Raw genomic sequence first — 13198 nt, forward strand, 5'->3', positions numbered from 1 at the left:
CATGCCCGCTGCCCTGCGCTTGCGCCGCCCTAGTTTCCCCATCACGCCGCTGGCCCTGCTTGGCGCGCTGATTGTCGGCTTCTGGCTGCTGGTCACCCTGGCCGGTCCGTCGATCGCGCCGCACGATCCGGGCGCCATCGTCGATGCCGACGTGTTCGGCGCCATCAGCGCCGCCTACCCGCTCGGCACCGACTATCTGGGCCGCGATATGCTCAGCCGCGTTCTCGTCGGCGCCCGCTATACCGTGGCGCTGGCTCTGGCCGCGGCCATGCTGGCCAGCAGCATCGGCACCCTGCTCGGCCTGTACGCAGCCGTTTCCGGCGGCTGGGTCGATGCGACCCTGAGCCGCGCGCTCGATGCGCTGATCTCCATCCCCAGCAAGATGTTCGCGCTGATGATGGTGGCATCCTTCGGTTCCTCGGTGCCGCTGCTGGTGACCACGGCGGCGCTGAGCTTCATGCCGGGCGCCTTCCGCATCTCACGCTCGCTGGCGGTCAACGTGCAGGCGCTCGACTTTGTGCAGGCGGCCCGCTCGCGCGGCGAGGGCCTGGGCTATATCGCCTGCGTTGAAGTGCTGCCGAACATCATCCGCCCGGTGCTGGCGGACTTCGGCCTGCGCTTCGTCTTCACGGTGCTGCTGCTAAGCGGCCTGCTCCTTCCTCAGCCTTGGCGTGCAGCCACCGGACGCGGACTGGGGTTCGCTGGTGCGCGAAAACATCGGCGGCCTGTCTGAAGGCGCGCCCGCCGTGCTGATGCCGGCGCTGGCCATCGCCACACTGACCATCGGCGTCAACCTGCTGATCGATAACCTGCGCGGCCGCCGCGGAAAGGGTATGTAATGGCACCACTGGTACAAGTTAGCGGCCTGCGCGTCTGTGCCCGCAACGATGAAGGCGTGGATATCCCCATCGTCAAGGGCGTCGATTTCAGCATCGCGCCAGGCGAGGTGTTGGCCCTGATCGGCGAATCCGGCTCGGGCAAGACCACGATCGCGCTGTCGCTGATGGGATATGCACGCCAGGGCTGCCGCATCGCCGGCGGCAAGGTGCAGGTGGCCGGCCAGGATGTGCTGTCGCTGGACGATAACGGCCTCGCCGCTCTGCGCGGCCGTACCGTGTCGTATATCGCGCAAAGCGCCTCCTCGGCCTTCAACCCCTCGCGCACGCTGATGGACCAGGTGGTGGAAGGCGCGGCCATCCACAAGACCATGCCGCGCGCCCAGGCCGAAGCCAAGGCGGTGGGCCTGTTCCGCGCCCTCGCATTGCCGGACCCGGAGCATATCGGCAAGCGCTACCCGCACCAGGTCTCGGGCGGGCAGCTGCAGCGCGTGATGGCGGCGATGGCCCTCATCACCGATCCCGCACTGGTCATCCTCGACGAGCCAACCACGGCGCTGGACGTGACCACCCAGATCGAAGTGCTGCGCGCCTTCAAGGACGTGGTGCGCCAGCTGGGCATCAGTGCCGTCTATGTCTCGCACGACCTGGCCGTGGTGGCGCAGATGGCGGACCGTATCGTCGTGCTGCGCGATGGCGAGGTGCGTGAAAACGGCGTAACGCCGCAAGTGCTGCGCGCCCCGGCCCATCCCTACACGCAAAGCCTGCTGGCGGCGGCAGCACCCGCCACGCGCGACCTGGGGAAAGCCCAAGCGGCAAGACGCGCGCGCGCACCGCCGCTGCTGGAGGTGCGTGGCCTGGTCGCCGGCTATGGCGCGATCGGCAAGGACGGCCTGCCGGCCAAGCGCATCCTGAACGGCATCGACCTGACCATCGAGCGCGGCGCCACGCTGGGTGTGATCGGCGAATCCGGTTGCGGCAAGACCACGCTGGCCCGTGTGGTGGCGGGCATGGTGCCCAGCGCGCGCGGCGAAGTGCTGCTCGATGGCGGCGTGCTGCCGTCCTGCGAACATGGGCGCGCACGCGCGAACAGCACCAGCGCGTGCAGTTCGTATTCCAGAACGCGGACACGGCGCTCAACCCGGCGCACACCATCGGCGGCATCCTGGCGCGGCCCCTGGCTTTCTACCACGGCCTGAAAGGCGATGCGCGCCGCAAGCGCGTGCTGCAGCTGCTGGACCTCGTCAAACTGCCGGCCGCCGTGGCCAGCCGCCTACCGGGCGAACTGTCCGGCGGCCAGAAGCAGCGCATCAACCTGGCGCGCGCACTGGCGGCGCAACCGGACCTGATCCTGTGCGACGAAATCACGTCCGCACTCGATACCGTGGTCGCCGCCGCCATCCTCGACCTGCTGGCCGAGCTGCGGCGCGAGCTGAAAGTGTCTTATATGTTCATCAGCCACGACATCAACACCGTGCGCGCCATTTGCGACGAAATCGTGGTGCTCTATGCGGGCAACAAGGTCGAAGCGCGGCCGCGCGAGGCCGTCGCCACGCCGCCCTTCCACCCCTATGCGCACCTGCTGATCAGCTCCGTGCCGCGCCTGCAGCAGGGCTGGCTGGACAGCGCCTGCGCCCGCGGCGCCGATGATCTGCCGGTCCTGAGCCAGCCCGCCGCCGAGGGCGTGGCCCTGTGCTCCTTCCTGGACCGCTGCAGCCAGCGCATCGACGGCGTGTGCAACCGCGTGCCGCCACCGCGCCAGCCGCTGCCCAACGGCGGGAACATGCTGTGCCACCAATCGACTGCTGTCCTGATCAGCCAGCAGGCATCGTTAACCTGTTTTGAGGAAGTCGCATGAACCAGCGCTTTGTCCGGCTGGCGGAGACCGACCGCCAGACTGTCCACTTCTCCATCGACGGCCAGCCCGCCACCGCGCTGCAGGGAGACACCTTGCTGGTCGCCATGCTGGGCGCCACGCGCAGCCTGCGCAGCTCCGAGTTTGGCGACGGCCGCCGCGCGGGCTTCTGCCTGATGGGCGCCTGCCAGGATTGCTGGGTATGGACCGCACAAGGCGAGCGCCTGCGCGCCTGCTCGTCCGAAGTGAAGGAAGGCATGGCGCTGGTCACGCGCGATACGGAGGCGGCATGGCTGAACCAGGCGTAATTATCATCGGCGCCGGTCCGGCGGGCGTGCGCGCCGCCGAAGAACTGGTGGCTGCCGGCCTGCGCCCCACGCTGATCGAGGAAGGTCGGCGCGACGGCGGCCAGATCTACCGCCGCCAGCCGGAACATTTCAAGCGCGAGTACGCCACGCTGTACGGCAGCGAAGCGGAACGGGCGGCCCACCTGCACCGCAGTTTCGACGCGCTGCGCAGCGGCATCGACTACCGTCCCGAAACGCTGGCCTGGAATATCTCGGAAGGCTATGTGCATCTGGTCAACGATCAACGCAGCAGCAAACTGCCATACAGCGCCCTGATCGTCTGTTCCGGCGCCACCGACCGCCTGATGCCGGTATCGGGCTGGGAGCTTTCGGGTACCTACAGCCTGGGCGCCGCGCAGATCGCGCTGAAGTCACAAGCCTGCGCGGTGGGCAAGCGCGTCGTGTTCATGGGCAGCGGACCGCTACTCTACCTGGTGGCCTACCAGTACCTGAAAGCCGGCGCCGGCGTGGCGGCTGTGCTCGACACTTCGGGATTCTGGAGTCGTGTGACCGCCCTGCCCAAGCTGCTGGCCCGTCCGGCTGTGCTGCGGCTGGGTATGGGCTACGTGTCCGCGCTGAAGAAGGCCGGCGTGGCGATCATCGGCGGCGTGGAGCCGGTCGAAATCCGCGGTGACCGCGAGGATGGCGTGCAAGCCATCCGCTTCCGCGCGGGCGGCGAGGTGCAGGAAATCGCCTGCGACGCCGTCGCCATGGGCTACCACTTGCGGCCCGAAACCCAGCTGGCCGACCTGGCGCGCTGCGCCTTCCGCTTCGATGCGGCCACGCGCCAGTGGTTCCCGGAAGTGACGATGGAAGGCCGCAGCTCGGTGGCCGGCGTCTATCTAGCCGGCGACGGCGCCCGCATCCTGGGCGCCGAGGGCGCGGAGAACGCCGGCCGGCTGGCCGCGCTGTCTCTGCTGCAGGATATGGGCCGCAGCGTGGACCACAACCGTGTGCACGCCCTGCTCGCCGCGCAGGACAAGATGGAACGCTTCCGCCTGGGCCTGGTCGAAGCCTTCCCCTGGCCTGCCGAGCAGGCCGGTAAGCTGGCCGACGACACCATCATCTGCCGCTGCGAATGCATCACGGCCGGCGAGCTGCGGCGCGTGGTAACGGAGATGGGTGCGCAGGAAGCGAACCGCGCCAAAGCCTTCAGCCGCGTCGGCATGGGCCGCTGCCAGGGACGCTACTGCGGCCAGGCCGGCGCCGAGGTCATCGCCCATGCCTGCGGACTACCGCTGGAGCAGGTCGGACGGCTGCGTGGCCAGGGTCCGGTCAAACCACTTTCCATTCACACTATCGAGGAGCAGGCATGAGCGCGCCACCGCAAGCCGACGTTCTGATCATCGGCGGCGGCATCATGGGCGCCTCCACCGCTTTCTTCCTGCGCCAGCGGGGCGTATCCGTGACCCTGCTGGAACGCGGCCTGGTCGGCCAGCAGGCCAGCGGCGTCAATTTCGGCAATGTGCGGCGCCAGGGACGCTTCCTGCTCCAGCTGCCGCTGGCCAACCGGGCCAACGATATCTGGTACAAGTTAAATGAGCTGCTGGGCGAGGACGCGGAATTCCTGCCGTCCGGCCACCTGCGCTGCGCGTATGATTCGGAGCGCGAGGCCTTGCTCGAAAATATGCCAGCGACTGCCGCGATTACGGGCTGGAGCTGGAATTGATCGACAAAGCCGAGATCCGCAAGCGCTATCCATGGCTGGGTCCCGAAGTGATCGCCGGTCGATGTCGCCACTGGACGGCCACGCCAATCCGCGTCTGGCGGCACCCGCCTTCGGCCGTGCGGCGGCGCGGTTGGGCGCGCGCATCATCGAGAACTGCGAAGTACTGACGCTGGAACGTGAAGGCAGCGAGTTCCGCGCCATTTGCGCCGACGGCCGCGAATTCCGCGCCCCGACCATGCTGGTGGCCAGCGGCGCTTGGGGCGACCGCATGAGCGCCCAGATGGACGAGCCGGTCACGATGGCCGTGCGCGGCCCGCAGATGGCCGTCACCGAGCCGGTGCCATATAAACTCGGTCCCGCCATTGGCGTGGCGGTCAAAACGCCCGAGGAATCGCTGTATTTCCGCCAGGTCAAACGGGGCAATATCGTGTTCGGCGGCTGCGGACGCGGCCCGGCCAGCGCCGACACGCGCCGCGCCTATGTCCTGCCCCAGATCACCCTGGCCCAGTTCCGCCAGATGGCGCGCCTGGCGCCGCCCGTCTCGAAACTGAGAATTATTCGGGTGTGGAGCGGCATCGAAGGTTATATGCCGGACGAATTGCCGGTGATGGGCCCCAGCGCCAAGGTTCCGGGATTACACTATGCATTCGGGTTCTCCGGCCAGGGCTTCCAGATTGGGCTTGGCGTCGGCGACGTGATGGCGGAGCTGATCGCGACCGGGGCGACTTCCACGCCAATTGAACCCTTCAGCATAAGCCGTTTTAACAGCTGAACAACGCATAAATATTCTTCTCCAACAAATCCCGGACGGCTGTGCCAGTATGCGGCAGCGCTTTGCAAAGACAGAGCGAAAATCCGAAGAAAAGAGATTATTGGAGAACGAATCGTGAACGTCTACCTACGGAGAAAACGTGACAGAGAAAAACAATGGCACGGTCCTGTGCTACCGCCGCATGACCGAGGCCGATGTGCCCGCCGCGCACCAACTCTCCCTTGCCGTGCGCTGGCCGCACCGCCTCGAAGACTGGCAATTTGTGCAACGCCTGGGCGCCGGCTATGTGGCCGAAGCGGAAGGACCCGACGGTCCCGTAATCGCCGGCACGGCACTCTGCTGGAGCCACGGCGCTGAATTCGCGTCGATCGGTATGGTGATCGTATCGCCCGACTGGCAGGGCCAGGGTATCGGCAAAAAGCTGATGTCCATGGCGTTGGGAGAACTGAGCCAGCGCACCGTGCTACTGCACGCCACCGAAGCGGGCAAAGCGATGTATGAATCTTACGGCTTCAAAGCCATCGGCGCCGTGCACCAGCACCAGGGCACCGTGTTCAAGACGCCGCTGATGCAATTGACGGTCGGCGAGCGCATCCGGCCACTAGGCGCACGCGACGCAGCGAACATCGCCGCCCTCGCCGCCCGCGCGGCCGGCATGCCGCGCGCCACCGTGCTGTCGGCACTACAGAACGTGGCCGAAGGCGTGGTGATCGACCGCTACAACGAAGTTATCGGCTTCGCCCTGCTGCGCCGCTTTGGCCACGGCTACGCCATCGGCCCCGTTGTTGCACCGGACAACGAACGCGCCAAAGCCTTGATCGCGCACTGGACCGGCGCCTATGGCGGCGCTTTCCTGCGCATTGACGTCAGCACTTCGTCGTGCTTGGGCCCCTGGCTAACGGAGCTCGGCCTGGTGCAGGTAGACAGCGTGCTGGCCATGGCACGCGGCGAACCACCATTATGCGATCCCGGCATGAAAGTATTCGGCATAATCAACCAAGCGCTGGGCTGATCGCAGTGCAGCAGAAAATGCCGGGGCGGAGGCAAATCCGCAATTTCCGCCCGGCTCGGCGGACGCCAATCGGAAGCTTTCGCTGGCGCTCCCACCCTAAGATGGTTCCAGGATCACACCACGGAACCCATCATGCAAAATACATCCCTGATTGACCTTGACCGCAGGCACCTGATTCACCCCGTCACCAATTTCCGCGCCCATGAAAAGCGCGGGCCCACCATCCTCACCGAAGGCAAAGGCGCATGGCTGCGCGACGCTAATGGCAATGAGCTGCTCGACGCCTTCGCCGGCCTGTGGTGCGTGAACACCGGCTACGGACAACAAAGCATCGTTGATGTGGCGATGGAGCAGATGCAGCGCCTGCCTTATGCGACGGGCTATTTCAGCTTCGGTTCCGAGCCCGCCATCAAGCTCGCCGCCAAGCTGGTGGAACTAGCGCCGCAGTCGTTGAAACACGTCTACTTCACGCTGGGCGGCTCGGACGCCGTCGATGCGGCCATTCGGTACATCAACTACTACTACCGCGCGCTGGGCAAACCGGATCGCGACCAGTTCATTTCGCTGCAGCGCGGCTATCACGGCTCCTCGTCCGTCGGCGCTGGCCTGACGGCGCTTCCGGTCTTCCACCGCAACTTCGGCCTGCCACTGCCCAGCCAGCACTACATCTCATCGCCCTACCCTTACCGCCACCCGCAAGGCGCGGACCCACAGGCGCTGATCGCCGCATCGGTCGCCGAACTGCGCGCCAAGGTTGCGGAGTTGGGTAACGACCGCGTCGCAGCGTTCTTCTGCGAGCCGGTACAAGGCTCGGGCGGCGTGGTTGTGCCGCCGCAAGGCTGGCTGAAGGCGATGTCCGATACCTGCCGCGAACTGGGCATCCTGTTCGTGGTCGATGAAGTCATCACCGGCTTTGGCCGTACCGGTCCGCTGTTCGCATGCGAAGCAGAAGGCGTGCAACCGGACCTGATGACGCTGGCCAAAGGCCTGACCGCAGGCTATGCACCCATGGGCGCCCTGATGATGTCGGACGCCATCTACCAGGCCATCGCGGAAGGCGCCGGCCCCGAAACGCCGGTCGGCCATGGCCAAACCTACTCCGCGCACCCGGTCAGCGCCGCTATCGGCCTTGAAGTGCTACGCCTGTACCACGAAGGCGGCCTGCTGGCGAACGCCCAGGCGCAAGCACCACGCTTCGAACAGGGACTGCGCGATCTGCTGGATCATCCGCTGGTCGGCGACGCCCGCAGCCGCGGCCTGCTTGGCGCACTGGAGCTGGTGACGGACAAGGCGAACAAGACGCCGTTCGACGCGTCGCTGCGCATCTACGAGCGCGTGGGCCAGGCAGCCGCGCAACAAGGCGTCATCTTCCGCGCCTTCACCGACGGCAACCTCGGTTTCGCGCCTGCGCTGTGCTACACGGAGGCGGAATTCGACCTGCTGTTCCAGCGTTTGCGCGCCACGCTGGACCTAGTGCTGGAGCAGGCGGAAGTGCGCAACGCCTTGAGCTGATTGCTCTTCCGTCTCGCGCTTTTTTGCATGCTACAATCAAATCGGGCCGCCAGCTCCCGGCGCCCGATTGCCAAGGGATTCTATGCTAGAAGGTGCGTTCAAACTGGACAGGATCGATATCCGAATCTTGGCCCATCTGCAACAAAGCGGGCGAATTGCCAACGTTGACCTGGCCGACGCAGTCGGCCTGTCGCCAAGCCCCTGCCTGATCCGCGTCAAGCGCCTGGAAAAGGCCGGCTATGTGACCGGCTACGGCGCCCACATCGAACTGGAAAAGATCGGCAATGTGCAGCTGGTGTTCACGCAGGTCACTCTGTCCGATCACCGCCGCGAGGACTTCGCCAAGTTCGAAGCCGCGATCCGCAAGATCGATGAGATCGTCGAATGCCATCTGGTGAGCGGCGGCTTCGACTATCTGCTCAAGTTCGTCACCACCGGCGTGGTGCATTACCAAGCTATCATCGAAGGCCTGCTGGACCAGCACATCGGCATGGAGAAATATTTCAGCTACATCGTGATCAAGTCGCCTTTCACCAAGGGCTACTACCCGGTCGAAAAACTGTTTACGCAGTCCGCCACCTGAAGGCATGCGGCGGCGCAGAATATGCCACCGCCGCAGCAAATTCGCAATATAAGCCGTTTAGCACCTGCGATAACGGCCTCCTTCGCTCCTCCTCCAGATTTAGCATGGTCAAACATCCACAGACTAGGATAATTCATGACTACGTCCAACTATATCAATGGCGTCTGGCAGCCCGCGCTGGATGGCGCCAGCTATGACGTCACCAATCCCGCAGATAACAGCCTCATTGCCCGCGTACCGGACAGCTCAGGCGATGATGCACGCGCCGCAGTCGATGCCGCGGCAGCTGCCCTTCCGGCCTGGCGGGCACGAAGCGCCCGCGAGCGCGCCCAGCTTCTGAAACGCTGGCACGCCGCCATTGTCTCCAATGCAGACGACCTGTCGCTGATTATCTCCAGCGAACAGGGCAAGCCGCAAGCGGAGGCGCGCGGCGAAGTCGCCTATGGCGCGTCCTACGTCGAATGGTTCGCCGAGGAAGCCGTGCGCGCTTATGGCGACGTGATCCCCGAACCGGTGCGCGGCAAGAAAATTCTAGTGGTGAAGGAGCCTGTTGGCGTGGTGGCAGCCATCACGCCGTGGAACTTCCCGCTCGCCATGATCGCCCGCAAGATCGCTCCGGCGCTGGCGGCCGGCTGCACCGTGGTAGCCAAACCGGCTGAAGACACGCCGCTGACCGCGCTGGCACTGGCCTCGCTGGCCGCCCAGGCGGGCTTCCCACCAGGTGTGCTGAACATCATCACCTCTTCCCGCGAACGCACGCCGTCCGTGGCCGCCGCCTGGCAAAACGATGGGCGCGTGCGCAAGATCACGTTTACCGGCTCCACCACCGTCGGCAAACTGCTGGCGCGCGGCGCCGCCGACACGCTGAAAAAGCTGTCCCTCGAACTGGGTGGCAATGCTCCCTTCCTGGTATTCGAAGATGCAGATCTTGACGAAGCGGTCAACGGCCTGATGGCCGCCAAGTTCCGCAACGGCGGCCAAACCTGCGTGAGCCCCAATCGCGTCTATGTGCATGAGGCAGTGTATGAGCGCTTCGCGCAGAAGCTTGCCGCCCGCGTAAGCGCGCTCAAGGTTGGCCCGGCCACCGAAGCAGACTCGCAGATCGGCCCTATGATCAACCCGCGCGCCGTCGAGAAGATCGCGGCCCACGTGGCAGACGCCAAATCCAAAGGCGCCGTGGCGCTGTGCGGCGGCGAACGCCTGCGCAACCTCGGCCCGAACTATTATGCGCCAAGCGTGCTGAGTGAAGCTACGCATGAAATGCAGCTGGCGCATGAAGAGACGTTCGGCCCCGTCGTGCCCCTGTTCCGCTTCCGCGACGAAGAACACGTGGCAACGCTGGCCAACGACACGCCCTTCGGCCTGGCCGCCTACTTCTACACCCAGAACCTGGCCCGTGTGTGGCGCATGGCCGAACGCCTGGAGACAGGCCTGGTTGGCATCAACGAAGGCGCCGTGGCCGCTGAAGCCGCGCCCTTTGGCGGCGTGAAGGAATCCGGCTACGGCCGTGAAGGTTCACGCTACGGCCTGGACGACTATATGCACACCAAATATCTTTGCATGGGAGGCCTGAGCCGATGACCGTTGAACGCTATCCGATCGAGGTCGATTTCCCGAACCTGGATGCCTACGCCGAAGGCAATACCGGCATCCCTTACGTCCACAGCTTCGACAGCGGCGTACCGGGCAGCCACACGATGATCAACGCCCTCACCCATGGCAACGAAGTGTGCGGCGCCATCGCCGTGAAGGCCATGCTGGACGCAGGCTGGCGCCCGCGCCGCGGCCGCGTCACCTTCTCCTTCGCCAATGTGGAAGCCTACCAGCACTGGGACCCGGAAGAACCCGACGCCTCACGCTTCGTTGACCAGGACTTCAACCGCGTGTGGAAAGCGGAAGTGCTGGATGACCTGTCTCGCGACTCCACGGAGCTGCGCCGCGCCCGTGCCATGCGCCCCATCGTGGACACGGTCGACTGCCTGCTCGACCTGCATTCGATGCACGAGCGCAGCGCGCCGCTGAACGTCTGCGGCCCGCTGGAGAAAGGCATCACCCTAGCCCAGCATCTCGGCACGCCGGCCCACATCATCAGCGACGAGGGACACTCCGAAGGCCGGCGCCTGCGCGATTACGGCGACTTCGGCCTACCTGAAAGTTCGCGCAACGCGCTGCTGATCGAATGTGGTCAGCATTGGGAAGCCAGCACCGTGGACGTGGCGCGCGATTGCTGCGCGCGCTTCCTGCTGCTGTGCGGGAATATGAATGTTTCGGATATTCCGGCCGGCTGGCTGAGGCCGCTGCCGGAACAACGCCACGTGGTGCGCGCGGCCTGGAAACCTTTGTCGAAAAGGGTACGCTGATCAGTTGGAAAAGCGGCAAGGAAGTGCGCACGCCGTATGCGAACTGCGTGCTCGTGATGCCCTCGCTGCACCAGCTGCGACCCGGCATAACCGTGGTACGACTGGGCCAGCTGCTCGCTTGAACTCATAAGCAAGCGGCCACCGGGCCGCGCTGCTTTCAACGCAAGAACTGCAAGCCGATATACATCACCAAGCTGCGACCTCCCTCCTGATTGCCGGCTATATCCCGCCCAGCGCTCACATTCAGGATCAAACCCTGCTGCAGTCGATATTTACCATACACGCTGGCGGTAGTCTGCCCGCCGTCGTGCGGCACGCGGCTGTGCTTCAGCTCCACACGGCATTCCAGCTCGGGCAGGCATTGATGCAGCGCCTTCAGGCCTACCTGCCATTCGTGCGGACCTTCCTGCACGAAGTTATGGCCGACCTCCGCGTAATACCCTGTGTCGCCGCTCTTGAAGCCTGCGACGAGCGGCATCAGAAAACTGTAACCACGCGTCTCGTGGCCAAGCTTTGCCGCTGCCGATGACGAATTGCAGGACAGCTGGGGGAAGATGGCCAGCGCCGTGCCTCTTTCTTCGTCAGCGAAGAAGCGCCATTTGACGCCGGTGGTGATGTTGCCAACGCCGTTGGAGCGCGGGCCATCGGCTTCGCGCGCCCGTACATAAGTCATGCCAAGCATCGGTCCTGCAGGGAAGAAGTTCGTACCCTATGCCTCATTGCTGGTTACGTGAATCGCACCAGTCACCCATCTGGATCAAGCAAAACCATTGGTGCTCATTTTCGCCCTGACGGCATACCCGCCTCAGAAGCATCTCGGTACCGTCATGCGTCCAATTGACTAGAACAGTTTCATGGCTGCCGCTGGGCGGCTCCAGACCGTGGTGCCTCGCAATTCAGGCGATTCATTTCGTGCTCGACAAAACGTTGGCAGATGGCGTGGTATCTAATCAGATTCCTGGCTTCAGATCCAACCCACGTATATGGACTCGTTTGCAAACATTCCGTCTTTGACTTTGAGGTACGACTGCTCACGTATATCCGGTCTCTAACTGCTTTGCCCGTCTTCGGGCAAGAACCATAATGGGCTATTCGCGCGCCGGCTCCCTATCGCTATTTCGGGCTCGTGGGCCACAGACAGTGTCGGATTCTGCCAGCGCCGGTTCGACCTGTTGGCCATCAACGGCATGTTCTGCAATCTTGGTTGGAAGCTCCTCTCTTTACTACGCGACGTGCTGCAGCTCAGTCCGGTCCTGTGCCAGGGTGATAATCGGTCCCCTTGGTCATCATTGCCCAAGCTATGCGCGCCATCTTGTTCGCCAACGCCACTGCCGCAATGTTGTGATGCCGCGTCTGCGCCAGGTGTGTCACCCAGCGACTCAGTCGGTCATCCTTGTTCGCCGCCGTTCGTAAAACCGAACGCGCACCGTGCACTAACAACGTTCGTAACTGCGTATCGCCCCGCTTGGTAATGCCCAACAATCGCGCTTTGCCGCCCGAGCTGTTTTGCCGGGGTGTCAGCCCCAGCGAAGCCGCCATCTGTCTGCCATTACAGAACTGCTTCGCGTCGCCGACGTTGGCCACCAACGCCGTTGCGATAACAGGCCCCACGCCGCGCATCTGCTCCAGCCTGCAGGCAACCTGATCGGTATCGGCTACCACCTATTTCTTGGTCCAACTCTTTAACGCGGAGATCGAGGCCCAGTAGATCAAGCCATAAGCTGCGCAACAAGCGGCGGAAGCGATACGTCAATCCATTGTCGAGGTCTTCCAGCCAGCAAAGGATGGCGGCCCTCAACTGCAGTAGTTCCCTTGGCGCCACCAGGCCGTATTCGGCGCACAGCCCGCGAATCTGGTTGCCCTTGGCAGTGCGTTGGCTGCACAGCTCTGCCCGGATGCGGTGTATCGCTTGCAGGTCTTGCTGCTCAACCGTTTTGACTGCAACGAAACGCATGTTTGGACGGCTCATTGCCTCGCAAATCGCCTCGGCATCGTTTGCATCGTTCTTATTGCTCTTCACATACGGCTTCACGAAATGCGGCGCGATCAGCTTGACGACAAGGCCGCGCTTCTGCAGCTCGCGCGCCCAATAGTGGGCACCACCACAGGCTTCCATCCCAATCTCGCAGCCAGGCTCAATCTTCTCTAGCAATTCCGCCAGCCATTCTGCCCGGCCCAGCTTCTTACGCCATACAACCTTTTCGCAACGATCTACACCGTGCACTTGGTCGGGTAGCAGCGGTGCATTGCTG

The 13198-nt window shown here is 64.2% G+C and carries 7 protein-coding genes and 5 pseudogenes; 10 read left to right on the plus strand and 2 right to left on the minus strand.

Annotation, left to right across the window (positions count from 1 at the left end):
* Position 1: 1 nt before the first annotated feature.
* From ACHMW6_RS25020 to ACHMW6_RS25065, 10 genes and pseudogenes are all read left to right on the plus strand, one after another.
* Positions 2-839: pseudogene (locus tag ACHMW6_RS25020) on the plus strand (ABC transporter permease).
* Positions 839-2694: pseudogene (locus ACHMW6_RS25025) on the plus strand (ABC transporter ATP-binding protein). Before ACHMW6_RS25020 ends, ACHMW6_RS25025 begins: the two co-directional pseudogenes overlap by 1 nt.
* Positions 2691-2999, plus strand: coding sequence for a (2Fe-2S)-binding protein (locus ACHMW6_RS25030; RefSeq protein ID WP_395400865.1), 309 nt, complete (start codon positions 2691-2693; stop codon positions 2997-2999). The pseudogene ACHMW6_RS25025 and the gene ACHMW6_RS25030 overlap by 4 nt, the downstream one beginning before the upstream one ends.
* Entirely contained in the window at positions 2981-4354 is a 1374-nt protein-coding gene (locus ACHMW6_RS25035; RefSeq protein WP_395400867.1) for an FAD-dependent oxidoreductase, read from the plus strand. Before ACHMW6_RS25030 ends, ACHMW6_RS25035 begins: the two co-directional genes overlap by 19 nt.
* Positions 4351-5479, plus strand: a pseudogene (locus ACHMW6_RS25040) (NAD(P)/FAD-dependent oxidoreductase). Before ACHMW6_RS25035 ends, ACHMW6_RS25040 begins: the two are co-directional and overlap by 4 nt.
* 181 nt (positions 5480-5660) lie before the next feature.
* Positions 5661-6491: a GNAT family N-acetyltransferase gene (locus tag ACHMW6_RS25045; RefSeq protein ID WP_395408706.1), complete on the plus strand. Its 831-nt coding sequence runs from the start codon at positions 5661-5663 to the stop codon at positions 6489-6491.
* A gap of 132 nt (positions 6492-6623) precedes the next feature.
* The gene (locus ACHMW6_RS25050) at positions 6624-8003 is read left to right on the plus strand and encodes an aspartate aminotransferase family protein (protein ID WP_395400869.1); all 1380 of its coding nucleotides are present in this window, start codon (positions 6624-6626) and stop codon (positions 8001-8003) included.
* Between the two features lie 82 nt (positions 8004-8085).
* Positions 8086-8586: an Lrp/AsnC family transcriptional regulator gene (locus ACHMW6_RS25055; protein WP_395400871.1), complete on the plus strand. Its 501-nt coding sequence runs from the start codon at positions 8086-8088 to the stop codon at positions 8584-8586.
* A 135-nt stretch (positions 8587-8721) separates the two neighbouring features.
* Positions 8722-10167, plus strand: coding sequence for an NAD-dependent succinate-semialdehyde dehydrogenase (locus ACHMW6_RS25060; RefSeq protein WP_395400873.1), 1446 nt, complete (start codon positions 8722-8724; stop codon positions 10165-10167).
* Positions 10164-11068: pseudogene (locus ACHMW6_RS25065) on the plus strand (M14 family metallopeptidase). The gene ACHMW6_RS25060 and the pseudogene ACHMW6_RS25065 overlap by 4 nt, the downstream one beginning before the upstream one ends.
* A 35-nt stretch (positions 11069-11103) precedes the next feature.
* Here the strand turns inward: ACHMW6_RS25065 and ACHMW6_RS25070 are convergent.
* Positions 11104-11619 (minus strand): hypothetical protein, encoded by a 516-nt coding sequence (locus ACHMW6_RS25070; protein ID WP_395400875.1) that lies wholly within the window; start codon positions 11617-11619, stop codon positions 11104-11106.
* Positions 11620-12188: 569 nt separating this feature from the next.
* Positions 12189-13185, minus strand: a pseudogene (locus tag ACHMW6_RS25075) (IS110 family transposase).
* Positions 13186-13198: the final 13 nt, after the last annotated feature.

Source organism: Pseudoduganella sp. UC29_106, from assembly GCF_044055365.1.
Classification (GTDB): domain Bacteria; phylum Pseudomonadota; class Gammaproteobacteria; order Burkholderiales; family Burkholderiaceae_D; genus Rugamonas.